The 22,868-nt window shown below is 68.6% G+C and carries 24 protein-coding genes and 1 pseudogene; 12 read left to right on the forward strand and 13 right to left on the reverse strand.

The genetic code is table 11. The annotated features are described in order from the left end of the window. The first annotated feature begins 11 nt into the window (after window positions 1-11). A complete protein-coding gene (locus ACT89H_RS21425) occupies window positions 12-1,604 on the forward strand; it encodes a condensation domain-containing protein (RefSeq protein WP_445110418.1) in 1,593 nt (530 codons plus the stop codon). Here ACT89H_RS21425 and ACT89H_RS21430 read toward each other — a convergent pair. From ACT89H_RS21430 to ACT89H_RS21445, 4 genes are read right to left on the reverse strand one after another with little or no spacing between them, the layout of a single operon-like run. Further along, on the reverse strand, window positions 1,532-2,857 hold the full coding sequence (locus ACT89H_RS21430) for a pyridoxal-phosphate dependent enzyme (RefSeq protein WP_445110419.1): 1,326 nt from the start codon (window positions 2,855-2,857) through the stop codon (window positions 1,532-1,534). The two genes, ACT89H_RS21425 and ACT89H_RS21430, sit on opposite strands and share 73 nt — an antisense overlap. After that, on the reverse strand, window positions 2,857-4,371 hold the full coding sequence (locus ACT89H_RS21435) for a type III PLP-dependent enzyme domain-containing protein (protein ID WP_445110420.1): 1,515 nt from the start codon (window positions 4,369-4,371) through the stop codon (window positions 2,857-2,859). The genes ACT89H_RS21430 and ACT89H_RS21435 overlap by 1 nt, the downstream gene beginning before the upstream one ends. Continuing rightward, entirely contained in the window at window positions 4,368-5,654 is a 1,287-nt protein-coding gene (locus ACT89H_RS21440; protein WP_445110421.1) for a heavy-metal-associated domain-containing protein, read from the reverse strand. Before ACT89H_RS21440 ends, ACT89H_RS21435 begins: the two co-directional genes overlap by 4 nt. Then, the gene (locus ACT89H_RS21445; protein ID WP_445110422.1) at window positions 5,651-6,916 is read right to left on the reverse strand and encodes an aminotransferase class V-fold PLP-dependent enzyme; all 1,266 of its coding nucleotides are present in this window, start codon (window positions 6,914-6,916) and stop codon (window positions 5,651-5,653) included. The genes ACT89H_RS21440 and ACT89H_RS21445 overlap by 4 nt, the downstream gene beginning before the upstream one ends. Before the next feature lie 138 nt (window positions 6,917-7,054). On the opposite strand from ACT89H_RS21445, the gene ACT89H_RS21450 reads away from it, so the two are divergent. Beyond that, window positions 7,055-7,486: a pyridoxamine 5'-phosphate oxidase family protein gene (locus ACT89H_RS21450; RefSeq protein WP_445110423.1), complete on the forward strand. Its 432-nt coding sequence runs from the start codon at window positions 7,055-7,057 to the stop codon at window positions 7,484-7,486. Here the strand turns inward: ACT89H_RS21450 and ACT89H_RS21455 are convergent. The 4 genes from ACT89H_RS21455 to ACT89H_RS21470 all read right to left on the reverse strand — a co-directional run bounded on the left by ACT89H_RS21455 (window position 7,483) and on the right by ACT89H_RS21470 (window position 9,022). Further along, window positions 7,483-7,917 carry a CBS domain-containing protein gene (locus tag ACT89H_RS21455; RefSeq protein ID WP_445110424.1) on the reverse strand — a complete coding sequence of 145 codons (435 nt, stop codon included), beginning with the start codon at window positions 7,915-7,917 and terminating at the stop codon, window positions 7,483-7,485. The genes ACT89H_RS21450 and ACT89H_RS21455 overlap by 4 nt on opposite strands. 83 nt (window positions 7,918-8,000) lie before the next feature. Further along, the gene (locus tag ACT89H_RS21460) at window positions 8,001-8,126 is read right to left on the reverse strand and encodes a hypothetical protein (protein ID WP_445110425.1); all 126 of its coding nucleotides are present in this window, start codon (window positions 8,124-8,126) and stop codon (window positions 8,001-8,003) included. Window positions 8,127-8,239: 113 nt separating this feature from the next. Beyond that, window positions 8,240-8,476 (reverse strand): hypothetical protein, encoded by a 237-nt coding sequence (locus ACT89H_RS21465; protein WP_445110426.1) that lies wholly within the window; start codon window positions 8,474-8,476, stop codon window positions 8,240-8,242. A gap of 222 nt (window positions 8,477-8,698) precedes the next feature. After that, a complete protein-coding gene (locus tag ACT89H_RS21470; RefSeq protein WP_445110427.1) occupies window positions 8,699-9,022 on the reverse strand; it encodes a hypothetical protein in 324 nt (107 codons plus the stop codon). Between the two features lie 394 nt (window positions 9,023-9,416). Here ACT89H_RS21470 and ACT89H_RS21475 point away from each other — a divergent pair, with 394 nt between their 5' ends. Both ACT89H_RS21475 and ACT89H_RS21480 read left to right on the forward strand, forming a co-directional pair. Further along, window positions 9,417-9,638, forward strand: coding sequence for a DUF397 domain-containing protein (locus ACT89H_RS21475; protein WP_445110428.1), 222 nt, complete (start codon window positions 9,417-9,419; stop codon window positions 9,636-9,638). A 92-nt stretch (window positions 9,639-9,730) separates the two neighbouring features. Continuing rightward, on the forward strand, window positions 9,731-10,618 hold the full coding sequence (locus ACT89H_RS21480) for a Sco1979 family transcriptional regulator (RefSeq protein ID WP_445110429.1): 888 nt from the start codon (window positions 9,731-9,733) through the stop codon (window positions 10,616-10,618). 258 nt (window positions 10,619-10,876) lie between these two features. Here the strand turns inward: ACT89H_RS21480 and ACT89H_RS21485 are convergent, their stop codons facing one another. The 4 genes from ACT89H_RS21485 to ACT89H_RS21500 all read right to left on the reverse strand — a co-directional run bounded on the left by ACT89H_RS21485 (window position 10,877) and on the right by ACT89H_RS21500 (window position 13,032). After that, window positions 10,877-11,104: a hypothetical protein gene (locus tag ACT89H_RS21485; protein ID WP_445110430.1), complete on the reverse strand. Its 228-nt coding sequence runs from the start codon at window positions 11,102-11,104 to the stop codon at window positions 10,877-10,879. 297 nt (window positions 11,105-11,401) lie between these two features. After that, entirely contained in the window at window positions 11,402-11,704 is a 303-nt protein-coding gene (locus ACT89H_RS21490; protein ID WP_043690427.1) for a putative quinol monooxygenase, read from the reverse strand. A 64-nt stretch (window positions 11,705-11,768) separates the two neighbouring features. Next, on the reverse strand, window positions 11,769-12,428 hold the full coding sequence (locus ACT89H_RS21495) for an NAD(P)H-binding protein (protein WP_445110431.1): 660 nt from the start codon (window positions 12,426-12,428) through the stop codon (window positions 11,769-11,771). 34 nt (window positions 12,429-12,462) lie between these two features. After that, on the reverse strand, window positions 12,463-13,032 hold the full coding sequence (locus ACT89H_RS21500; protein ID WP_445110432.1) for a DUF2599 domain-containing protein: 570 nt from the start codon (window positions 13,030-13,032) through the stop codon (window positions 12,463-12,465). 527 nt (window positions 13,033-13,559) lie between these two features. On the opposite strand from ACT89H_RS21500, the gene ACT89H_RS21505 reads away from it, so the two are divergent. The 6 genes from ACT89H_RS21505 (at window position 13,560) to ACT89H_RS21530 (ending at window position 19,842) form a co-directional block, all read left to right on the forward strand. Next, window positions 13,560-14,735, forward strand: a complete 1,176-nt coding sequence (locus ACT89H_RS21505; RefSeq protein WP_445110433.1) for a lipase family protein — start codon at window positions 13,560-13,562, stop codon at window positions 14,733-14,735. Between the two features lie 232 nt (window positions 14,736-14,967). Further along, window positions 14,968-16,341 carry a lipase family protein gene (locus ACT89H_RS21510; protein WP_445110434.1) on the forward strand — a complete coding sequence of 458 codons (1,374 nt, stop codon included), beginning with the start codon at window positions 14,968-14,970 and terminating at the stop codon, window positions 16,339-16,341. Between the two features lie 139 nt (window positions 16,342-16,480). Then, window positions 16,481-17,425 (forward strand): Sco1979 family transcriptional regulator, encoded by a 945-nt coding sequence (locus tag ACT89H_RS21515; protein ID WP_445110435.1) that lies wholly within the window; start codon window positions 16,481-16,483, stop codon window positions 17,423-17,425. Between the two features lie 103 nt (window positions 17,426-17,528). Beyond that, on the forward strand, window positions 17,529-18,479 hold the full coding sequence (locus tag ACT89H_RS21520) for a Sco1979 family transcriptional regulator (protein WP_445110436.1): 951 nt from the start codon (window positions 17,529-17,531) through the stop codon (window positions 18,477-18,479). Between the two features lie 140 nt (window positions 18,480-18,619). Further along, the gene (locus ACT89H_RS21525; protein WP_445110437.1) at window positions 18,620-19,279 is read left to right on the forward strand and encodes a TetR/AcrR family transcriptional regulator; all 660 of its coding nucleotides are present in this window, start codon (window positions 18,620-18,622) and stop codon (window positions 19,277-19,279) included. Further along, entirely contained in the window at window positions 19,261-19,842 is a 582-nt protein-coding gene (locus ACT89H_RS21530) for an Rv1733c family protein (protein ID WP_445110438.1), read from the forward strand. The genes ACT89H_RS21525 and ACT89H_RS21530 overlap by 19 nt, the downstream gene beginning before the upstream one ends. A gap of 53 nt (window positions 19,843-19,895) precedes the next feature. Here the strand turns inward: ACT89H_RS21530 and ACT89H_RS21535 are convergent, their stop codons facing one another. Further along, the gene (locus ACT89H_RS21535; protein ID WP_445110439.1) at window positions 19,896-21,446 is read right to left on the reverse strand and encodes an acyl-CoA carboxylase subunit beta; all 1,551 of its coding nucleotides are present in this window, start codon (window positions 21,444-21,446) and stop codon (window positions 19,896-19,898) included. Between the two features lie 206 nt (window positions 21,447-21,652). On the opposite strand from ACT89H_RS21535, the pseudogene ACT89H_RS21540 reads away from it, so the two are divergent. Continuing rightward, window positions 21,653-21,816, forward strand: a pseudogene (locus ACT89H_RS21540) (acyl-ACP desaturase); the annotation flags it as partial. Window positions 21,817-21,845: 29 nt separating this feature from the next. Beyond that, on the forward strand, window positions 21,846-22,862 hold the full coding sequence (locus tag ACT89H_RS21545) for an alpha/beta hydrolase (RefSeq protein ID WP_445110440.1): 1,017 nt from the start codon (window positions 21,846-21,848) through the stop codon (window positions 22,860-22,862). Window positions 22,863-22,868 lie beyond the last annotated feature (6 nt).

Here is a 22,868-nt window from a genome sequence, read left to right on the forward strand (position 1 = left end):
GGTAATGGCGCGTGAACAACTCCGCTGCGGTGATCTTGTCCGAAGGGACCGGCTACGGACTCGGGCACACAGGATGGCGCACGGTACGACCAGCGGTTCGGCCTGGTCCGCCGCCGCGGCGTCCGGTGCCGCTCGCTCGCGGGCCGCGTCCGGCGCACATCCCGCTCGCCCCCGCGCAGGAACGGATGTGGCACGCCGCTCGGGCCGGTAACTCGAGTGACTGGAATGTGGCTCGCGCGGTGCGCCTGTCCGGACCGGCGCTGCGGCCAGAGGCGGTCGTCGCCGCGATCGACGATGTGGTCGCCCGGCACGAACCGTTGCGCACCCGCTACCCGTGGACCGCCTCCGGCCCCGCTCAGGTGATCGTCCCGGCGCACGAGGCCGGGGCGCGCACCGACGTCGTCGTGGTCACCGAAGCCGAATTGCCGCATCGCATCGCGGAGTTCGCCGCGAGCGAGTTCGATCTGGAGACCGATCTGCCGCTGCGCGCCAGGCTGTGCGTACTCGGACCGCAGGACGTGGTGCTGGTTCTGGTCGTGCACCACATCTCGATCGACGGGCGCTCGGTGGCCCCGCTGCTGCGCGATCTCGGCACGGCGTATCTCGCCAGGCAGGCCGGAGCCGAGCCGCACTGGACACCTCTGCCGATCGACTACGCGGACTACACCTTGTGGAAGCACGCCCAGCTGGGCGATTACTCCGACGAATGGAGTCGCGCCACGCAGCAGTTGCGCTACTGGGCCAACACTCTGGCCGGTCGGCCGCCGGTGCTCGAATTCCCCTGCGTACGGCCCCGTGCGATCCGCCGCGGCGGCGCCTGCGCCGGTGCCGTCGTGCCGGTCGCGTTCGGCCCCGACGTGCATCGTGCGCTGCTCGATCGGGCATGCGCGGCGCGGGCCAGTCTGTTCATGGTGTTGCAAACCGCTTTCGCGGTGTCCGTCGGCGCGTTCGCGGGCAGCGCCGACGTGACGGTGGCCACGGCGGTCGCGGGCCGCGATCATCGGCTGCTCGACGACCTGGTCGGCAACTTCGCCGACGACGTGCTGATGCGCGTGCGGCTCGACCGCGCCGCCGACGCGGAAGAATTGCTCGATCAGGTGCGCAGGGTGACACTGGCCGCATTCGCCCATCCGGACACACCCGGCCAGCGGCTGAAGCGCTGCTTGCTGCAGGATCCGACCTGCCCGCTGTTCCAGGCGACGCTCATCCTTCAGCGCGGTGTGGCCGCTCAGCCCGCGGCGGACCCGACCGGTGAGGTGACCATCACCGAGATCGACACCGGAATCGTCCGCGCTAAGCACGACCTCGAATTCGGTCTCGTCGACCGGTACGACCGGCTCGGCGCGCCCGCGGGCATCGACGGGGTGTTCATCTACCCCGCCGTGCTGTTCGAGCGCGACACGGCGGTCCGTTTCACCGAATTGTTCACCGCCACCGTCGAACTCCTGGCCGCCGGTTACCGGGGTCCGGTCGCCCCGTTGCTGTACGGCGGCTTCCCCGCCGGGCGGCGGGACCTCGCGCCCGCGGGGGATCAGCCTCGTTCCAGCGGCAGCCCCGCATCGCGCCAGGCGACCACGCCACCGGCCAAGCCGGCGGCGTCGTAGCCGGCTCGCCGGGCGCGCGCCGCGAACCGCACCGACAGCTCGCCGACCGGGCACACGAAGACGACGGGGCGCGAGCGCGGGAACGGAATGCCGTGGTCGAACATGTCGTCGAGCTGGTCGTCGCGGATGTTCAACGCGCCGGGCACATGCCCGATCCGGTAGGCCATGGCGCCGCGGCTGTCCACGATGATCGGCCGCCCGGTCCGGTCCAACTCGGCCAGCTGTTCGGGTGACAGGCGCGGCACCGCCGCCAGCTCCTCCTCGGTCGGCGCCGCTGAGCGTTCGGCGCGGCCGAACAGTTCCGGCCTGCGCTTCTTGATGTACGACAGGTACGGCTCCAGCCGATCGCAGACGATGAACACCGCCACGATCGGATCGTCCGGATCGGTCGCCGAGAGCTCCAGCGCGCCCAGTGTCTCCAGCGCGGCCGCGTAACTCGCGCCGCTGGTCGGACCGGCCAAGACGCCGTACCCGGTCGCCAGGCGCAGCGTCGCGTCGACGGCGTCGCCCGCCGCCACGGTCACGATCCGGTCGTAGAACTCGGGCTGGAACAGCCCGACATCCCACATCTCGTTCTCCGACCGGATCCCGGGAACGAAGTCCGAGCGCTCCGAAACCACCGCGACAGTGCGCAATTCGGGATGGTGCTTGCGCAGGTAGCTGGCGGTCCCCCTGGTCGAGCCGGTGGTGCCGAGTCCGCCGATCAGGTAATCGATCCTGGTGATGCCATCGGCCGCCAGGTCCTCGTGGATCTCCCGTCCGGTGCCGTGGTGGTGTGCCTCGATGTTCTTCTCGTTGGTGTACTGCGACAGATGCCGGTACGCGCCGGGGTGCTGGGCCATGGTCGCCTCGATCACCGAATAGACGTCGTTCGGCGTGGTGGGGTCCGGGCACTCGGACAGGCCGGGCAGTTCCACGATCTCGGTGCCGAACAGCTGCAGCAGATCGCGGACCTCGCCCACCTTGATCCGGTTGGTCACCGCACGCAGGTCGATCCCGTACACCGCGCCGAGGACGCGCAGCGCTTTGGCCGTGTTCCCGCTGGAGGCCTCGATGAGCGTCCGCCCCTCGGCGCGGATCTCCGCCAGGTCGTCGCGGAGCATCGCCCAGGCCACCCGGTCCTTCACCGAACCGAACGGGTTGTGCGACTCCAGTTTCGCGTAGAGCTCGACGTTCGCCAGCCCGTGCACCGCGGGGTCGAGCCGCAGCAGCGGCGTGTTGCCGATGAGTTCTGTGATGTGGTCGTATCGCATCAGCGGGCCTCGACGGGTCGGACCGGACGGGTGGCAGGGTCGGTGGCGTGCGGCGTGATGGGGCGGGGCGGTGCCGACTCGACGGCGAACTCGGGTTCGTAGTCGGTGTCGGGTACGACCCGGAACCCGTCGGGCCCCCGGGTGACCGCGAGTTTCGCGGGCAGGGGGTGCATGGAGGCCGTCGCGGCGGACAGGTCCATGTGATAGGCGGCGGTGTTCGGGAACACCACCGCATCGCCCGGCCGGGGGCGGGCGGGTAGCCACACCTTGTGATTGGTGATCAGGTCGCGCTCGAGGCACAGCCGTCCAGCCAAGTAGACGCCGACCGGACCCGTTGCGCCATCGCCCACGGTCGCGTCGGCGCGGGGCAGAAGGATCGAGTCGACCAGGACTTCCTGGTCTGCGGGTGTCACCGAATCGCGGCTGAGGTCGACGTGCACCAGCACGCTGCCGTCGGCGACCTCCTTGACGAACTCCACCGTGGCCACCGTGATGCCCGCATGGTCCACCAGCGCCTTGCCCGGCTCCAGCCATATCTCCAGCAGATTGTCACCCGCCACCTGCGCCACCGTGCGCCCACCGTGCCGATCCAGCGGGGCGTCCAGCAAATCGGCGAGCATGCGGTCGGCGGGGACGGTGTTGGCGTACTTGTGGAACACCGGTGTGCCGTGCACTGCCCCACCCGCGACGTGATAGCCGAAGGTGTTGCTGCCCCAGGTCATCGGCTCCCCACGGCCGAGCAGCGATTCGCGCAGCGCGAGCACGTAGGCGTCGAACTGTTCGGCGTCGGCGGTGAACACCTGCCGGAAGCCGCCGCCGATGTCGAGCACCGAAGGGGTGAGTCCGTGTTCGTAGGCGCGCTCGATCAGTCGCAGGCAGGTGTCGATCGCCCGGACGCGCTCACCGACCTCGCCGGAGTCGAGGTGGAAGGCCAACCCCAGGAAAGCGACCCGCCCGCGCCGCGCCGCGAGCAGCTCGAACGCCCGCTCGAGGTGCGCAGGCGGCATCCCGAACCGGCTCACCTGTCCTTCGTTGAAACCGGAGACCCGCAGTAGCACAGGTATTTCCGCTTGCTCGCAGGACAGTTCCGCGATGCGGCCGAGTTCCCAGAGGTTGTCGACGTTGATCGTGACCCCACGGTCGACGAGGTCGCGCAGGAAGACTTCCCCCTTCGGGCCGGTGACCTCGATGCGCGCCGGACCGAACCCGGCGGCGCGGGCGCTGGACAGTTCCTGCGGTGAGGCGACGTCGATGGCGATGCCTTCGCGTTCGGCGGTGCGGACGAAAGCGACGGACTGATTCACCTTGTGCGCGTAGCAGATTCGGTACCCGGTGAGGCTTCGCTCCAGCACGGAACGCAGTCGCAGGAGATTCTCCGAATAGACCTGCGGGAACACCAGATGAGCCGGGGATCGGAATCTCGTCAGCGTCTCCGTCACGATGCCGGGTGTGTCGAGAAAAGCACGGACGATCGGGTGGAGCTGCGCGGGCAGCGCCGGCGGCCGACGCGTCATACGGCGGCTTCCGACGGCTCGGGGGCCGACGCCTGCGGCATATCGTCGGGCCGCTGTGCGACCGGGTTGTAGCCGCCGTCGCGGATCACCTCGAACGCACGGGCCCGATTGCGTGGGCTGCGGAACTCGGCCACCACCCGTTTGCTGTCCAGGTCGATCTCGATCACGCGGATGTCCATCGACTCCAGCACGCCGCCGATCGTGCGGACGCAGTGCTTGCAGGTCATATCGGGCACGTAGAACACCTGGTCCTCGGCGGTCGCGGCACGGTCGGCGGTCGCCTCGTCGAGTTCGGCGCTGATCTCGGTGACCGGGCAGCGGTCCACGATCTCGGTGAACGTCGCGACGAACCGGTCCACCAGCAGCGGGAGGATGCTGAAATGCCCGCCGTCGAGCTGATGCGGGGTGGCCGCCAGGCAGGCCGGATGGCTGCCCTCGGGCAGCAAGGCGTACTGCCGGGAGATCAGGTCGAGGTCGTCGTGATATTTGGCGATCGCCTCGGCCACTGTGTGTCCTTCGGCCGTGGTGGCGCGCTTCATCACGGCGTGCGCGTCGGCGATGGTGGTGTCCTTCATCGCGCGCAGGGTCGCCACCGTCTGCGCCGAATAGCGGACGGTGCCGTCGGGTTGTGCGACCAGCGTCACCGGGATCATGCCTCGCCGGTAGGTCGAGGCCTGCAACTCCCAGAACCAGCGCGTGGCCACCGCGGCGAAGATCCCGGAAACGCGGAGTCCTTCGGCGAATTCGGCGGCATCACGGTAAGGGGTCCGGTCGGCCAGCAGCGCGTGCTGGGCCAGCACGCGGCCCGCCGCCTCGATGCCGACCCGGAAGATGTCGCGCGGATCGTGGTCGGTGGTTGTGCCCGCCAGCACGGCGTGCTCGCCCGGTCCGAGCGCCGCGACCCGCGCGGCGAATTCGGCGTCGGCGTCCAGGTGGCGCCACAGCGCCAGGACGGTCTCGCGCGCCGCGATCGGCACCGAAGCGCCGAGGCCACCGGAGCGGACGTGCCCGGTATTCGGGATGCCGGCGCTATCGGTCCACCCGATCCGGTGGGTCGCGCTGGTCACCTGGTCGGCGCGGCACGGCCGCATGAAACGCTCCAAATAGAGCCGCTGGGAGTAGGTGAGGTGCCAGCCCGGCTCGAAACCCAATGCGGTACAGGTGAATTCGAATCGCCGATGTCGGGGAGCCGGAACCGGATCGGTGAACAATCCTGGCTGCGCCAAGTCGGCCAGCACCCTGGACGCGGCCCGTCGGTCGTAGCGGGGGATGTCGTTACTCACATGACCTCCTCGGCGATGGTTCGCACGCACGCGACGAAGCGGTCGATCTCGTCGGGCGTGTTGTAGATGTGCGTGCTGACCCGCACCGAGCCCGCGCCGTCGATGTCGGCGGGGACGCAGTGCGCGCCGGTGCGCACCAGGAAACCGAGTTCGCTCAGGACGAATCCCGCGTCCGTGGCCGAGATTCCCCCCAGGGTGAACGAGACGATCCCGTAACCGACCTCGCAGCTCGCGTGCGCGGGGCCGGGCAGGAACTCCAGGCCGGGGAGCGGCCGCAGCCCGTCGATCAGGCGCAGGGTCAGGGCGCGGTTGTGCGCGGCGACGGCGTCGAGGCCGAACGATTCCAGCACCTCCAGCGCGCTGCCGAGCGCGAGGATGCCCGGGATGTCGGGTGTCCCGCCTTCCAGCCGCGCGGGCATCGGCCCTGGTCGCAATCCGTCCGGATCCGGCTCGACCCCGGAGTTGCCCCCGGGCAGGAACGGCACCAGCCGGTCGTGCACGCGCCGGTGGCAGTACAGGATCCCGGTGCCGGGCGCGCCGAACATCTTGTGCGCGGCGAAGGTCGCGAAATCCGCGCCGAGCGCGGTGACGTCGACCGGAAGATGGCCGCCGCTCTGCGAGCAGTCGAAGCACAGCAGGATGGCCGGATCGATCCGGCCGCGCAATTCCTCCAGGGTGCTCAGACCGCCGAAGACATGGTGCAGATGCCCGGTCGTGATCAGCCGGGTACGCGGGGTGATCTTGGCCAGGATGTCGTCGGTGTCCGCCGCACCGGCAGCGGTCACCCGGTAGGGGACCAGGTGGACGCGGCGTCCGAACCGGGCGAGCAGCGCGCGCAGGTGCTGCCACGGGTACACGTTCGACGCGTGATCGCTTGCGTTGTAGAGGATCTCGTCGCCATCGGCGAGCGCCGTCAGGCCCCATGACAGCGCGACGGCGTTGAGTGCGGCGGTGGCGCCCGCGGTGAAGACCACCTCGTCCGGGTGCTCGGCGCCGATGAACGTGGCGACGCGTTCGCGCACGTGGGCGATCCGAGCCGTCAGACCGGTGGCCCAGGGGTAGGTCCCACGGCCGGCGTTGGCGGTGCCGTTGCTGTGGTACCGCTGGATGGTCTCGATGACCGGCAGCGGTTTCTGTGTGGTGGCGGCGCTGTCCAAGTAGACCTCGGAGGCACCGGCGAGCGCTGGGAACAGCGACCGCACCGCTGCCGTCGCGAACGTCGGCGTTTCCGGCGGCCGGGGAGTGTCCTCCCTCCGCGTCACCGGTGACCTCGGGGTCGGGGACCGCAACGTGACGCTCCCTTCACACCGGTGACTCGGACGTCACCCACGATACGCATTTTCGGTACGGACTTCGAAGTTTTGTCGTGGACAACGGCTTTCACGACTAGCCTGGAACGCATGCCTCTGACACTGCAAGAGCGTCAAGAGTTCCTCGCGCAGCCGCATGTCGCGGCGTTCTCGGTGGCCGCGGGCGCCGGTCGCGGCCCGCTCACCGTCCCGATCTGGTACCAGTACAGCCCCGGTGGCGAGCCCTGGATCCTGACCGGTCCGGAATCGCAGAAGATGCGCTACCTCCGGGAGACCGGCCGGTTCGGTCTCATGGTGCAGCAGGTAGACCCCACGGTCCGGTACGTGAGCGTGGAGGGCCCGGTCACCCGGATCACCCCGGCGACCGACGAGATGCACCGCGACATGGCCGCGCGGTACGTACCCGCCGAATCGCTGGACGCCTACTTGACGGCGGCCGAGGCCTACGGTGCGCAGGTCGCGGTCTTCCTGCGCCCGGAGCACTGGCTCTCGGCCGACCTGGGGAATCTGAGCGAGCTCTAATATCTGCCTTGCAGGTACTCCACGAGGTGTTCGCGTTCGTCCGCCAATTCCGAGATCGCGCTCTTGACCACGTCGCCGATACTCACGATGCCGACCAGTCGACCCTCGTGCACCACCGGTAGGTGCCGGATGCGGTGGTCGGTCATGGTGCGGCGCAGCCCGTCGACCCGGTCGTCGGGCGCACAGGTGCGCACCGTGGCGGTCATGATCGTCGAGACCGGCGTGTCCAGCAGCTCTGCGCCCCACGCGTGCAGACTGCGTACCACGTCGCGCTCGGAGACGATGCCCGCGATCGTGTTGCCGTCGGGGGAGACGACGACCGCGCCGATGTTCCGCTCGGCCAGGGTGGCGAGCAGTGTGCGTACCGTCGTATCGGGCGCGACCGTGGCCACGTCGCTGCCTTTCCTGCGCAGGATCTCCGAAATTCGCATATTCCACCATCCAGACGTCGCGGCACTACCAGGATCGCAAGTTCGCGGCTCGGTGACCAGCACGAATCCGTTACAGGCCACGATCAGGTCACGACGCGGACGTCACCGGCGGCGGGCGAGGCTGCGGTCCGGATCCCGGGCCGGCAGGTGAGCACCGTCGGTGAGGTCCCCGCCGGGGTCGCCACGTCGATCGAGGTGAGCTGGGTCATGCGATGCCGTAGTGACTCGGATGCCGGCCGCGCAGCGTCGCGCTGAGGTAACGGCGCTGGAGCCGGGTTCACGTTGCGACGAGAACACCTTCGCGTGCCGGGCCTTGCCCGTTCTATTCGTCGTCCAGCCCGGCTGACAAATAGGCGGCGGCTGCCAGCCACTGCCTGCACGCCGGGCCGTGGACCTCGTGGACATAGAGGATGTCGCGGGCTTGCCGATAGGTGAGGCCGCGGGGCTCCACACTGCAATCGGTCATGGCGAACTCGGGCGCACGGTACTGGCGAAAGGGCTCGGCGCCTGCGCCATCGATGACGGCAACCCGGGGGGAGGTTCGAAATGGCTCGATCATTCGACTACCCCTCGCGTCCGACGTGCGGCGGGGAGGGTGACGTACTGGTGACGCAGACTCGAACTCTCTACGTACCTCCCCGATTTCGGGTTCGAGTCTATTCCTCCGTCGCTTGCAAATGCAAGTACATCTGCACGATCGGTCAGGGTAACACGGGCGCCGGTCGTCGGAGCGAGACCGGCGACCGGCGCTGCACCGCTTGCGGTTTGGTGTTCAGGGGCCTTACGGTGTGCGCGCGACCGCGCCGTAGGCGGAGATCAGGCGGGACTCGCGCACCTCCGTGCCACCCGAGCGCCACTGCGTGATGGGCGCGAAACCCGGCTCGACCACCTCCAGGCTGTCGACGAAGGCCTGGATCCGACGCAACCGCGTCCAGCAGGGTGTGCGCGATGCGCAGCAGATCCTCGTAGGTCTTGGCGTGAGGTAGTGCACGGCGCGCCCGAGGAACTGGCGCGTCTGCACGGCCATGGGGGTGATGTCCGGATCGACCTCGATCCCGGCGTCGCCTGCGGGGCGGTCGATCTCGTCATGGTCCTCACCGCTCATCCAGTGGTTCCAGACCCGCGCGGAGTGGGAATGTCGGTTCGGATGAGGGGCTGCGGTCTCCCGGTATGGGGGTGTACTGCCTGGGCAGAAACCGGGTCGGCGAACTGCCGTGCGGGTGGGTGCGCGGGGCTGTCGCGAACAACTGGTACATCCGATGTGCCCTGTGGCAGTCCAAGATTCGCGCTCGTAAAGCGGCCTGGATCGGGGAGCTGACCTCGGTGTTTCCGAGTCGACGCGAGTGCGTTGCATATCTAGCGTCGGACGATGCCGATCCGTGGGCGCGCAGAGGGCGAACTTCGTGCTATCGTCCCGTGTTGGTGCATATGCAAGAACGTTTGAACGTGCATATGCACGAACCGAATCGCCTGACTGCGGTAACGGAGGAGTGGGGAAGATGTCGGATACATTCACCAACGAGATCATCGGAACTTGGCGCAAGAGTTCCTTCAGTAATCCCAGCGGCAACTGCGTCGAGGTGGCCGAAACGGCCAACGGCCAAGTGGCGGTACGTAATTCGCGGGACCCCGAAGGCGGGGTCCTGATCTATACGCGTCCGGAGATCGATGCGTTCGTTCGTGGCGCGAAGGCCGGGGAGTTCGACTATTTGACTAGCTGAGCGGTAACATTAGCGATCGGTGCGCGGTGTGTCTCGCGACATGTGGTTGTGACACACTGTGGGCTATCCCCGGAGTATCGGAGCCGAACTCGATGATCGCTGAACCCGATGACGATGGTCAGGTGCAATCCGTTGTCGCGGAACGTGGTCCGACCGTGCTACGCATCGCATTGGGCGGCCAGCTGCGCAAGCTTCGGGAGAAGAGAGGCATCACTCGTGAAGCGGCGGGTGAGGCGATCCGGGGATCGCACGCCAAGATCAGTCGTCTCGAGTTGGGCCGTACCGGCTTCAAGGAACGCGACATCCGCGACCTGCTGACCCTGTACGGCGTCCACGATACCCAGGAGCGCGAGTCGTTCCTCGAGTTGGCCAGGCAGGCCAACGAGCCGGGCTGGTGGCATCGCTACAGCGACCTGCTGCCGCAGTGGTTCGGGACCTACCTCGGCCTGGAGCAGGCCGCGAGCAAGATCCGCACCTACGAGTCGCATCTTGTTCCCGGACTGCTGCAAACGACCGAATACACCAGGGCGGTCGTGTCGCTCGGATATGAGGACGCCGACACGGATCGGCGGGTCGCGGTGCGTCAGCGCAGGCAGGAAATACTCTTCCGCTCGGACCCGCCGGTAGTGTGGGCGGTGCTCGACGAAGCCGCGTTGGTCCGGCCCGTTGGCGGCGCGCAGGTGCATCGTGAGCAGATGCTGCATCTGGTCCGGCTGGCGAAGTTGCCCAATGTGACGATCCAGGTGCTGCCGTTCACCGCGGGTGAGCACGCCGCGGCGGGCAGTTCCTTCAGCATTCTGCGTTTCGCCGAGGCGGAACTGCCGGACATCGTGTATCTCGAACAATTGACCAGCGCGTTGTATCTCGAGCGGCGGCAAGACCTGGCGCTGTACCTGTCGGTGATGGACCGGCTCTGCGTCCAGGCCGAGCGCCCGGAGAAGTCGATCGAGATCATGGAGAAGTATGCCGAGGGTCACTGAGAGCGCGCGGTAGCGCTGCGCGCGGCCGAAGACCCGATACGCCGAGCGGCCACCTCCGAAACGGAGGTGGCCGCTCGGCGTTGCTGTGCTGTCCACTTCGGCGGCGGCGGCGGTGGCCCCGGAACTCTGGTTCTCGCGGGTCAGCGCCCGGCGTCGATGGCATCGTGGTGGCTATCGGCCGGCGTCGGGTGGCGCGAGGAGAGTGCTCATGACCGAGGGTTTCGTGACCTACCGGGCTCGGACAGCGGGACGGTCGGTCTACTGCTTGATGAAGCTGGAGGCGATCCGCCAGAACGTCGCCGGCTGCAGTGCCTCGAGATCCCAGTCGTCGGCCATCGCGTGCGCGGTGGTGACGATCCGGTCGATATCGAAATCGTGCCGAGTCGCCGCCCCGGTGGATTCGACGGCATCGATCACGTATGCCACGGCGGTTTCTCGGGAAAACGCGGTATCGGTGTGGCCGCTGTGGGCCGGAAATGTGCTCATATGTCTACCGTTCGCCGGCTGGTCGGCCAGTGCGGTGTCGGCTGATCCGAACCGACCGCCGGTACGTGGTTGTTCCATTCGAACGCCCCTGTTTTGTGTGGCGGCGGCAAACCCACGGCGGCTTCGGCCTTCGGCTCGCCCACGCGGCCTCCCCTGATGGTCCCCTGTAAAGCGTTGCGGGACCGAGTTTATGCCGCCGTACCTTTCAGATGCAAGCACATCTGCACGATCGATTGCACGCGCACAGTGCGCATTTCGCAGCCGGAAGTTTGCGGACACGGCGCCCGACGCGACAATTCAGTCGCGGCCGAATAAGACGTCCGTGCTGTAATCGATCTGCGTACCCGGCTCGACGAATTGGTCCGCCGCGGCCCGCCAGGCCAGGAAATGTTCGGTGAAACGGTGCGCTTCCGCGGCCTCGTCGTCGGTGTAGAGCTGATAGAGAAAGAATCGGTGCGGATCCACCCGATCTGCGCAGATGTCGAAGCGCAGGCAGCCCGGCTCGGTCCGGACGGAGGCGTCGGCGCTGCGGGATATGGCCGCCAGGAACTCGGCCCGGGAGCCGGGGCGGATCTTCATCGAGACGATTCGACTGAACACGGTTGTTCTCCCATCGTGACCGTTGCGGTCGATCTGCAAGGGCGGTAGCGAGGTGTGTGACAGCTCAGTCGGCCAGTTGTGCAATTGCCTGGCTAATCCGAGTGTCACCCGAGACGAGCTCGAGCGTCAGGTCATAGGTGTGCGCGGCGGGCAGCAGTCCGGCGGATACGGCCGCCACATCGGCGCGCGGAACCTCGCTGCGCCCGACCGGGGGAAGCGCGAGCGTCACCAGTCCGGTACCAGGGGAGTCGGTCAGGCGGCCGGGACGCAGGATGGTCCAGTCGAGATCTCTGCCGCGCAGATCGTTTTCGGCCTTGGTCTTCGCGTCGAGGTACGCCGCCCACACCTCGTCGGAACCGGGAGCGGGTGGCACGCCCGCGCCCATCGAGGAGATCTGCAGAAAGCGGCGCACCCCGGTGCGCTCCGCGGTCTCGGCCAGCCGGACCGAGCCGCCCAGGTCGACGGTGTATTTCCGTCGCACGCCGCTGCCCTGCCCGGCGCCGGCGGCGAAAATCGCCGCTGCACAGCCTTTTACGACGTTCGCCAGCTCGTCGGTACCCGCGTTCTCCAGATCGCACAGCACCGGCTCCGCGCCGGTGGCGCGCACGTCGTCGGCGTGGTCGGGGTTGCGGATCAGGGCGGCGACCTGGTGGCCGTTCGCGGTGAGTACGGGGGCGAGCAGCAATGCGATCTTCCCGTGCCCGCCTGCGATGACGACGCGCATGGAACGCTCCTTCCGGTCGGGGCAGCGCCCGCGCTCAGCGCTCGGGGCCGCCGGGATTACACCGCGCTTCGACGGTGGCCTGGTAGCCCACCGCCGGGCGCCACGGTTCCAGGTTCCAGCTCGGCTTGTCCGGTTGCACCAGCCGTGCCCATGCCCAGTGACAGACGAACTGATCGCGCATGCCGGGTGCGTCCGCGTCGGCCGAGTCGGCCACTACCTCCTGCCACGCTCGTTCGTCCGAGCCGGGAAAGGTGGTCCGCCGCCCGGCCTGCGTCGGGAAGACGAGCAACCGGGGCCCGTCGATCGTTTCGGTCCAGGTGACATGATCGATCAGCGGCTGTCCCGCGTAGGGGTCGACGGACGGCACGGCGGCCGGCGCTGTCGATGCCGGTGACGCGGGTGCGCTCGAGGTGGTCGCGGCGACGGTCGTGGTCGTGCCCGCCGAAGGATCGGACGAATCGGTTCCGCAGGCGACCGTCAGAGGTAGCAGCCCCGACGCAAGCAACACGGCGGTGCGGCGCCGGGTGACGAGGCGATACGGGTACCGCTGCGCCACGGTCGAACCTCCTGCGTTCTCCTCGGCACCGGTTTCCGGCGTGCTCACCCGAGCCTAGCGAGCCCAGGCGGTCCCGGCGAGGTTCCCCGGCAGGGCTCCTATTGTGGGGGCTTGCCGGTGCGGCTCCGGCTCGGGATGGCGGTCGGTGCGGTGTGGACGGCACCTGGTAGGGGGCGACGGGCGTCGTGGTCTCGGTGCTGTTCACCGCCCATCCGGCACCCGGCGACGTGCCGGAGCTCGATCTGCGCGGCGCGGCCGTGACCGGCGCGCCATCGAATCCCGACGCGGTGTACCCGCCGGCCGGGTGCCGTCGCGTTATCCGTTGGAAATGTCACAGAACGGACGTGGCGTCCTGCGGTACAGTCACCAGCCGGGGCCCGCCGCGAGCACCGGCCGGGCGACCCAATGTTCTGAATTGTCAAGATGATCGCGTCGGTGGGTGTTCCGCGCTTGGTCATGTTGTCGAGGATGGGCACAGCGTTGGACGATTCAGGAGGCACACGTCGATGAGTCAGGGCCCACGTTCGTCGGGTAGGGGAGTGGGGCGCAGACGTCTCGCACGTGCGATCGGAGCGATGGCCGCGGGCTTGGTGCTGGTCGCGAGTATGGCCGGCGCCGCGGCCGGCACGCCGCTGTATCCCGAACCCGATCCGGATCCGTTCTATTCGACACCCGCGGACATCGCCGATCGCAAGCCCGGCGACGTGATCGCGACTCGGGTGATGCCGCCGCTGGCGATCTTCCCGGAGACCACGGTGACCGTGATCCGGTTCCGGTCGGCGAGTTCGGAGGGGAAACCGATCGCGGCGACGACCACGGTGCTGACGCCGAAGGCGCATCGCGCCGACGGCCCCCTGCTGTCGTTCCAGCACATCATCAACGGGCTCGGCTCGGAGTGCTCGGTCTCCCGGGTGCTCTACACCGGTGATCCGAATCTGGTCGTACGGGAGGCGCCCGGCTGGAACGTCCTGCTGGCCCGCGGCTGGAGCGTCGCGCTGCCCGACCACCTCGGCCCGAACTTCGCCTACGGCGCCGCGAAGCTCGGCGGGCAGATCACGCTCGACGGGATCCGCGCCGTCAAACAGGTCGCCGAACTCGGTGTGCAGCGCAGCCCGGTGGCGATGGTCGGCTACTCCGGCGGCGGGATGGCCACCGCGTGGGCGGCGGCCCTGCAGCCGAAGTACGCACCGGAACTCGATATCGCGGGCGCGGCGATGGGTGGCGTGCCGATGAATCTGGTGAAGATGCTCGAGGGGCTGGGGTTGAACCCGCATCCGGTGTTCGGTCTCGCGTTGGCCGCCGGGTTCGGGCTGGAGCGGGAGTACCCGACGCGCTTCCCTCTCAGTGAGCAGCTGAACGACCGGGGTCTGGCTGCCCGCGCGCAAATCTCCAACAGCTGCACCAACGACATCCTCGCCACGGGAGCAGGCCACGGCGCGCTGGATTTCGCCAAGACGACCTCGATGATCAACGACAACACCGCGCGCGCCGTGGTGGAAGAGAACAGTCTCGAACTCTACGACGGCGTACCGAAGACGCCGGTGTTCGAATGGCATTCGCCGATCGATGGCCTCATCCCGATCGACGCGGTGGTCAATACCGACAAGCGGTGGTGTGCGGCGGGTGCGAAGGTGCAGACCGACGAGGTCCCGGTGCCGGACCACTTGACCGCGGCGGTGCTGGGCATTCCCGCGGCGCTGACCTGGCTGGACGCCCGTTTCCGAGGGGAACCCGCGCCGAGTAATTGCTGACCGACGATACGTACATGGCCGAGCCGGGACCCTCTCTGCGAAAAAGGGTCTCGGTGGCCGTTGTTGCGATATGGATACGCGACAAGACAACTCGGATGCTTTACTACGTCCGGTCGGGGGCGCTGGCGTAGCCTGACGTACTGGCTCCCGGTCCGACAGGGGACATTTCGGCGGTCGAAGGCTGGTGCGTCCGGGTGCCAGACGACGTTGCCGTTCGCACCGAAGGTGTGCCATGAAGATTTCGCGTGCCATTGCTGTGGCATTGCTCGTCGCCGGCGCGGTCCTGGCCGGCCCCGCCGCCGCAGAGCCGCCGCCCGCCCCACCGCCCGGCGGGCTGTTGCCCGCGCTGCAACAACTCATCGATCAGGTGATTCCGCCGCCGCCGATCGCGCCGCTGCCGGAACCGATTCCACCTGCGCACCAGGCGACTACGCTGTCGCCGTCGCTGGCGGCGCTGCGCTCGGCCACGCTGCCGTCCGCTGTCGGCGACCCGATGTTCGACCTGCTGCCCGCGGATCTCGACGACATGGCAGCGGGGCAGGTCGTCGAGGTCCGCGACGTGCGCCCGACGGCCGCGCCGTTGCTGCTGCTGCCGATCCAGCGTGCGCTACTGGTGAAGTACCGTACGACCGACGCGCACGGCGCGCCGTCGTATGCCACGGCGACGCTGATCGTCCCGTCCGCGCCGTGGCCGGGGCCCGGGCAGCGGCCGGTGGTGGTGAACAACCTGCCCATCGACGCCTTGGGCCGTACCTGCACGCCCGGATACACCCTCGCGCACGGGCTCAACCCCGACACCAGCACCACCGACTTCCTGCCGCCCACGACCCATCTGGCGGCGCTGCGCGGTTACGCCGTGCTGATCCCGGACCACGAAGGGCCTTCGATGGCCTATGCCGAACCCATCGTGGCCGGGCACGCCGTGCTCGACTCGATCCGGGCGGTGCGCGGACTGCTGCCGGAGGAGTTCGGCGCCGCGAAGTTCGGTCTGGCCGGATATTCCGGTGGCGCGATCGCGACGCACGGGGCGGTGAAGCTGATCGACGGCTACGCACCGGAATTGGCGGACGTGATCGTCGGCGCGGCGCTGGGCGGCGTGCCCGCCGACTTCGAGATCCTGGCCCGCAGTATGAACGGCAACCTCGCCTCGGCGATATTCATGGGGGCGGTGTTCGGGATCGGCCGCGAGCGGCCGGAGATCCTGGCCGGGATGAACAATCTCGCCCAGTGGGTGGCCACCTCGCCGGTGAAGAACATGTGCGGCAGCAGCTACGGAGCGCTCGGCGTGCTGATGCTGCCGATCGACATCGCCGCGAATTTTCCCGATCCGTTGCATTCGGCGCTGGCCGCGGACATCTATCGGGTGACCAAGATGGCCGGTATGCGGTCGGCGACGCCGCTCTACATCTACAACGGTGAGCAGGAGTTCTGGATTCCGGCCGAGGGCGCGCGCAATCTCTATCTCGAGCAGTGCCGCCTCGGCGTGCCCGCGGTGTACCGGAGTGTGCTCGGTGAGCACATCATCGCGGGTGCGCTCGGTTATCCGGAGGCCATGATCTGGCTCGACGACCGGCTGCGGGGAGTCCAGGCGCCCGACGAGTGCTGACCGGGTGATTGCGGTCCTCGCTCCGGTGTGCGGTCACGCAGAATGCACTGGTCGTGCCGACGTGCTTGCACCTGCGCATGCGCTGCCCTTCGGGGGTTCGGTGCTGGAGTGCGGGCACCGCGCATGCGAGACTCGACGCATGCGTGCTTCGGTAGTGCGGCCTCAGAACGAATCCATCGCTCGTGGAACGGTTCCCGCCGCCGAGGGCGGCCCGACCGCCTTACGGATGATCCTCGGCGGACGGATGCGGCGGCTGCGTGAGGCCTGCGGCATCTCGCTCGAGGAAGCGGGCGAGGCGATCCGCGGTTCGCACTCGAAGATCAGCCGCTTGGAATTGGGGCGTACCGGTTTCCGGAAGCGGGATCTGGTGGACCTGCTCGCGCTGTACGGCGTCACCGACGAGGAGGAGTGCGCGGAGTTCAAGCGGCTGGCCGAGCAGGCCAACACCTCGGGATGGTGGCATCACGACGCCGACTGGCTGCCGAAGTGGTTCGACACCTATCTCGGGCTGGAACATGCCGCGCAGCTGATCCGTTGCTACGAGCCGCGGGTGGTCCCGGAGCTGCTGCAGACCCCCGAGTACGCCCGCGCGCTGTTCGTGCTCGCCCACCCGTACGAGGACGAGGAGTCGATCGAGCGGCGCGTGGCCCTGCGGATGCGCCGCCAGGAGATCCTGACCAGGCCGGACCCGCCCCAGATGTGGCTGATCGTCGAGGAGGCGGCGCTGCGGCGCAGGATCGGGGGATCGCAGGTGTGGCTGGCGCAGCTCGACCACCTGCTGCGGGCCGTGGACGCGCCGAACATCACCGTGCAGGTGCTCGCCGATCACGTGGGCGGCCCCGCGGTGGCCGACGGCGCCTTCACCATGCTGCGCTTCGCCGAGTCGGACCTGCCGGACATCGTGTATCTCCAGCAGCTCACCGGCGCGCTGTATCTGGACAAGGACGCCGATCTCGCGGCCTATCGCGCGGTGGCGAACCTGCTGTCGGTGCACGCCGCGCCCCCCGAGTACACCCGTGCTCTCATCGCTGCGTTGCGCGAGCGGGAGCCGCGGATCGCCGAGCTGCCGTCCGACCCCGCCTGACCGGTCGGGTGCGGTGCCGGACCAGGTGCAACCAGGAATGCGCGGTGGCGCAGGGACTTTCGGCCCATAGCTAACGACTCGGTCAGCATGGCAGACTCGGGGCATGCGTCCTTCGAACGTACGACAGGCGGCCGATTCGACACAGCTGGGCGCCCAGCCGGTGTCCGGAGGTGGACCGACGGTCCTGCGGATGGTCCTCGGTGGCCGGCTGCGTCGCCTGCGCGAGGCGCGGAATATCACCCGTGACGCGGCGGGTGCGGCCATTCGCGGGTCGCATTCGAAGATCAGCAGGCTGGAGCTCGGGCGCACCGGCTGCCGGGAACGCGATCTGGTCGACCTGCTCGACCTCTACGCGGTCACCGACCCGGCGGAACGGGACCGATACCTGGAACTGGCCAGGCAGGCCAATGCGTCGGGCTGGTGGGCACGCGACAATGACTGGCTGCCGAAGTGGTTCGACACCTATCTCGGCTTGGAACAGGCGGCCCGCCTGATCCGCTGCTACGAGCCGCGGGCGGTCCCCGAACTGCTCCAGACCCCGGAGTACGCCCGCGCGCTGCTCACGCTGTCGCACCCGGGGGAGCCGGAGGATGCGATCGAACGACGGGTCGCGCTGCGCATGCGCAGACAGGAGATCCTCACCGATCAGCACCCGCCGCAGGTGTGGATGCTCATCGAGGAAGCCGCGCTGCGGCGCAGGATCGGCGGCTCCACCGTCTGGCGCGCCCAACTGGATCGCGTGTTGCACGCGTCGGCGCAGCCGAACATCACCGTCCAGATCCTGGCCGATCATGTGGGCGGTCCGGCGCTCACCGACGGCGCGTTCACCGTCTTGCGCTTCGCCGAGCCGGATCTGCCCGACATCGTCTATCTCCAGCAACTGACCAGCGCGCTGTATCTGGACAAGATCGCCGACCTGGACGTGTACTACACGGTGCTGAACCAACTTTCGCTGCTGGCCCCGTCACCGGAGCATTCCCGCCGGCTGCTCCGGATCTTGCGCGACGGCGTCGCGCCGACGGTCGACGAACCGGTGGACCACCCGAGGAGCTGACCGGCCGCGGGCCGCCCTCCTTTCCGGCGCGGCGCGCGATTCAGCGCACCCGAATCGGGCATCTTTCCTGCGAGGTGATGCGTATGCCGGGGAAGAGCAAAGTACTGTCCCATTGGGACAATAGGGGTAAGCTCAGCTGTATGAGCGACGACGGTGTCGGTCTGGACGGCCGTCGGTTGCGCACGCGGCGCAGCCGCGAGGCGCTGTCGCGCGCGGCTTTCGACCTGCTCACCGAGCGGGGGCTCGACGCGGTGGCCGTCGAGGACATCGCGGTGCGGGCCGGTGTCACCCGGCGCACGTTCAGCAGGCACTTCGCGTCCATCGAGGAGGCGATTCTCGGCGATGTCGACCAGGATGTGCACCTGTTCAACGAAGCCCTGTGCCGTCGCCCCCGGTCTGAGCCGCCCCTGATCGCCTACCGCAGCGCTGTCCACGACTGGCTCGCCACCGAGTACGGCGGCGCCCGTGCGTCCCTGCTCGCCCGCCGTTGGGTGCTGTTCCAGCGCTTCGAGGACGAACCCGAACTGTTCGCCGGCTATCAGCGCATCCGTATCGATGGGCAACGCGAATCGGTCCGGATCATCGCGGCGCGGCTGGACGTAGATCCGCAGACCGATCCACGTCCGGCCGTCGCCGTCGGTGCCGGCGCCGCCGTCCTGCTCGCGGCGCTGCAGAGCTGGGCGGCCGGACCGGATCCGATGGGTCTGCCCGGCCTCGTCGAAGAGTTCTTCGACACCCTCGTCACCCTCACCGCCGAAATCCGCAACGAGGAGTCACCGTCATGTCTACCGGGTCGGTGAACATGTACCGCCGGACGTGCCGCCGCGTCGGCCTGGATCGAAATCCGCTGCGCCGCAGAGAAGACCGTGTGCAGACCGGGGTGGCGGTGCTGCTGGCCCTGGTGTTCCTGATCGTCGTCCCCGTACTGGCGGTGACGGTCGGAGGCCGGGTGTACCGCGCCGAGGCGGCCGCGGTGCAAGCCGAGACGGCACGCTTGCATCGGGTCGACGCCACCGTGGTCGAAACCGGCAAAGCGCCGCTGTACGCACCGGTGGTGCCCGCGCGCGTGTCCTGGAAGGACGCCGACGGCGTGGCCCACACCGGCGACTATCAGTCGAGCACCGTGGTCGAGCCGGGGTCCACCGTGCCGATCTGGCTCAACGAACGCGGTGCGATCGTCGAGCCGCCGTCGTCGACCCAGCCCGCGAGCAAAGCGGTGGTGCTCACCGCCGGTGCGGTGTTCGGCCTCTGGATCGTGCTCGTCGGCAGCTACCTGCTGCTGCGCCGCGGCCTCGATCGGCGGCGGCTGCGCAGGTGGGAGACCGAATGGATGACGGCCGACCTCACCTGGGGACACGGCTGAACCTTGGTGCGGCGTGCGGTGGGGACACGACATAACTGGGTCCGCGCGCCGCCTCAGACCGGAAAGAGGCTGTGTTTGCGCGGGTTGGGTTCGGCGCTCGCCTCTTTCTCGCGCAGCAGCCGCAGCGCCCGGCGGATCTCCAGTCTGGTGTGCGAGGGCTCGATCACCGCGTCGATGTAACCGCGCTCCGCGGCGATCCACGGCGTGGCGACTGTCGTGTTGTACTGCTCGATCATCGCGTCACGCAGCGCCGCGCGCTGCTCCGGGTCCGCTTGGGCCAGCTGTCGCTTGGCGACGATGCTCACCGCGCTCTCCGCGCCCATCACGGCGATGCGTGCGGTCGGCCAGGCGAGGCTGACGTCGGCGCCGAGTTGTTTGCAGCCCATCACGGCGTAGCCGCCGCCGTAGGCCTTGCGGACCACGACGGTCACGATGGGTACGGTCGCCTCGATCACCGCGCGGAAGAACCGTCCGCCGCGCTTGATCACCCCGCTGCGCTCCTCCTCCACACCGGGCAGCACGCCGGGGGTGTCCACCACGAAGATCAGCGGCAACCCGAACACATTGCACAATCGGATGAAATGTGTCGCCTTGTCCGAGCATTTGGCATCGATCGCGCCGCCGAGCACCAACGGCTGGTTCGCGATCACCCCGACGCTGCGCCCGTCCACTCTGGCGAAGCCGGTGATCAGGTTCTGCGCGGTGGCCGCGCTGATCTCGTGGAAGTGACCGTCGTCGAACAGGCGCAGCAAGATCTCGTGCATGTCGTAGCCTTGCCGATCGGAATCGGGAACGATCGAGTCCAGCTCCAGATCGTGCGGCGTGATCTGCGGCTCCAACCCCGGATTGACGACCGGGCCCGGCTCCAGACAACTCGACGGCAGATAGCTCAAATAGGTCTTGGCCCAGTCGAAGGCGTCCTGCTCGGTGGCGGCGACGTGGTGGACGGTGCCGGTGGCCGCCTGCGCCTGCGCGCCGCCCAACTCCGCCATGGTCACCTCCTCGCCGGTGACCTCCTTGATCACCTCCGGGCCGGTGACGAACATGTACGACGTCTCCGTCGCGATCAGGATGTCGGTGTTCACCGGCGCGTAGACCGATCCGGCGGCGCATTTGCCCAGCATGATCGACACTTGCGGTACGAAGCCCGACAGCCGTTCCTGGCGGCGGCTCATCAGCGCGTACCAGGCCAGAGAGGTGACCGCGTCCTGGATGCGGGCGCCGCCGGAGTCGTTGATCGCGACGACCGGGCAGGCATTCCTGGTCGCGAAATCCAGTGCCGCGGCGACTTTGCGGCCGAACATCTCGCCGACCGAGCCGCCGAAGACGGTCTGATCGTGCGCGACCACCACGACGGGTCTGCCGTCGATCCGGCCGCGACCGGTGACCACGCCGTCGCCGTACATGGCTTCTGGAGTGCCCGGCTGGCGCACCAGCGCGCCGATCTCGATGAAGCTTCCCGGGTCGAGTAGCGCGCGCACCCGCTCCCGCGCGCTGGGAATGCCCTTGGACTTGCGCTTCGCGATGCCGTTTTCGCCTGCGGGTTCCTCGGCCAGCTGCAGAATCCCCCGCAATTCGTCCAGCTTATCTCGCGTACCGCTCATATATGTTGTCGCCCTTCGCAACTCGTAGCGACGCCGTACGGCAGCGCGGCGCTCGATGCTCTCGGCGGTGCGATCTGCTGTACAGCGGGTTCGGAAGATCTCATGGAACAGCTCACCGGTTCGGCTCTCGATCACTCGGTTCATAGCACGCGGCGACGCCGGCCACCGCGACGACACGGACTGTGCGAGGTCCCGATGTCCTGCCGGAGCTCGCGACCAGGATCAGCCACCGCAACACCGGGCGGCCTGCGCGGAACCGAGCGCCCAGCGTATGCTGCAGCGTGTTGCCGCCGACGAGAAGAACCTGCACATGATCTTCTACCGGAACATCAGCGCCGTCGACCTGGTGCCGAACGAAGCGCTGCGCGCCGGGGCCGCCGCGACCGGATGAGCTTGCGCGTGCCGATCACCGCGGTGGCGATGGCCCTCATCGCCGCCGCTACCGCTGCGCCCGCGCCGGCCGACCCGGTGCCGCAGGCCCCGCCGCCCGCCGTCGACCCGGCCATGACCCGCACCGGGCTGCTTTCGATCGAGGACCTGGGCGGGGGCCACGAACGGCTGTCGATCGCGTCGGCGGCGATGCGCCGGATCATCGCCGTCGACATCCTGCGCGGTAGCGGCGAGGCACCGCGCCCGGTGCTGTATCTGCTCGACGGCGTCGACGGCGACGCCACATCGGCATGGCTGAGCAAGGGCGGAGCCGCCGAATTCTTCGCGGGCAAACCGGTGGACGTGGTGCTTCCCGGCGGCGGCACCGGCAGCATGTACAGCGACTGGGTCCGGCAGGACGCCGCGCTGGGGCTCAACCGCTGGGAGACCTTCCTCACCACCGAACTCCCGCCGATCGTGGAGTCGCTGCTGGGCACGGACGGGCGCCGCGCGATCGCCGGGGTGTCGATGGGCGCCCAGGCGGCGATGATGCTCGCCCAGCGCTATCCGGGCTGGTATCGGGCGGTCGCCGGGCTGAGCGGGTGCTACTCCACCGCCGACCCGCTCGGTCACGCGGTGACCACCATCACCGTCGCTTCGCGTGGCGGCAACGTGAACAATCTCTGGGGCCCGCCGACGTCACCGGAATGGGCCGCGCACGACAGCCTGCTGCATGCGGAGAACCTGCGCGGCACCGCCATCTACCTCTCGGCGGCCACCGGGCTGCCGACCGGAGCCGATCTGGTGTCGGTCGCGAACTCTCCGTCGATCGTGGAGGCGTTGCGCACCGCGGGCGGCGGTGCGGCACTCGAAGCGGGCGCCCGGGCCTGTACCGAGCGGTTCGCCGCCCGCCTGTCCGAGCTGAACATCCCCGCCACTCTGGAGTACACCCCGGACGGGATGCACACCTGGCCGGACTTCCAGGCGCAACTGCCGAAGGCGTGGCAGGTGCTGGCGCAGGCGCTGGGGCTGCCCACGCCGTCGTGAACCGCA

The organism is Nocardia aegles (genome assembly GCF_052545135.1).

Bases quoted from the DNA above. Each gene is read 5' to 3' on its own strand.
- ACT89H_RS21430 (WP_445110419.1), bottom strand. From the start codon at position 2,857: ATGCGATACGACCACATCACAGAACTCATCGGCAACACGCCGCTGCTG.
- ACT89H_RS21435 (WP_445110420.1), bottom strand. From the start codon at position 4,371: ATGACGCGTCGGCCGCCGGCGCTGCCCGCGCAGCTCCACCCGATCGTC.
- ACT89H_RS21450 (WP_445110423.1), top strand. From the start codon at position 7,055: ATGCCTCTGACACTGCAAGAGCGTCAAGAGTTCCTCGCGCAGCCGCAT.
- ACT89H_RS21455 (WP_445110424.1), bottom strand. From the start codon at position 7,917: ATGCGAATTTCGGAGATCCTGCGCAGGAAAGGCAGCGACGTGGCCACG.
- ACT89H_RS21460 (WP_445110425.1), bottom strand. From the start codon at position 8,126: ATGACCCAGCTCACCTCGATCGACGTGGCGACCCCGGCGGGGACCTCA.
- ACT89H_RS21465 (WP_445110426.1), bottom strand. From the start codon at position 8,476: ATGATCGAGCCATTTCGAACCTCCCCCCGGGTTGCCGTCATCGATGGC.
- ACT89H_RS21470 (WP_445110427.1), bottom strand. From the start codon at position 9,022: ATGAGCGGTGAGGACCATGACGAGATCGACCGCCCCGCAGGCGACGCC.
- ACT89H_RS21475 (WP_445110428.1), top strand. From the start codon at position 9,417: ATGTCGGATACATTCACCAACGAGATCATCGGAACTTGGCGCAAGAGT.
- ACT89H_RS21480 (WP_445110429.1), top strand. From the start codon at position 9,731: ATGATCGCTGAACCCGATGACGATGGTCAGGTGCAATCCGTTGTCGCG.
- ACT89H_RS21485 (WP_445110430.1), bottom strand. From the start codon at position 11,104: ATGAGCACATTTCCGGCCCACAGCGGCCACACCGATACCGCGTTTTCC.
- ACT89H_RS21495 (WP_445110431.1), bottom strand. From the start codon at position 12,428: ATGCGCGTCGTCATCGCAGGCGGGCACGGGAAGATCGCATTGCTGCTC.
- ACT89H_RS21505 (WP_445110433.1), top strand. From the start codon at position 13,560: ATGGCCGCGGGCTTGGTGCTGGTCGCGAGTATGGCCGGCGCCGCGGCC.
- ACT89H_RS21510 (WP_445110434.1), top strand. From the start codon at position 14,968: ATGAAGATTTCGCGTGCCATTGCTGTGGCATTGCTCGTCGCCGGCGCG.
- ACT89H_RS21515 (WP_445110435.1), top strand. From the start codon at position 16,481: ATGCGTGCTTCGGTAGTGCGGCCTCAGAACGAATCCATCGCTCGTGGA.
- ACT89H_RS21520 (WP_445110436.1), top strand. From the start codon at position 17,529: ATGCGTCCTTCGAACGTACGACAGGCGGCCGATTCGACACAGCTGGGC.
- ACT89H_RS21525 (WP_445110437.1), top strand. From the start codon at position 18,620: ATGAGCGACGACGGTGTCGGTCTGGACGGCCGTCGGTTGCGCACGCGG.
- ACT89H_RS21530 (WP_445110438.1), top strand. From the start codon at position 19,261: ATGTCTACCGGGTCGGTGAACATGTACCGCCGGACGTGCCGCCGCGTC.
- ACT89H_RS21535 (WP_445110439.1), bottom strand. From the start codon at position 21,446: ATGAGCGGTACGCGAGATAAGCTGGACGAATTGCGGGGGATTCTGCAG.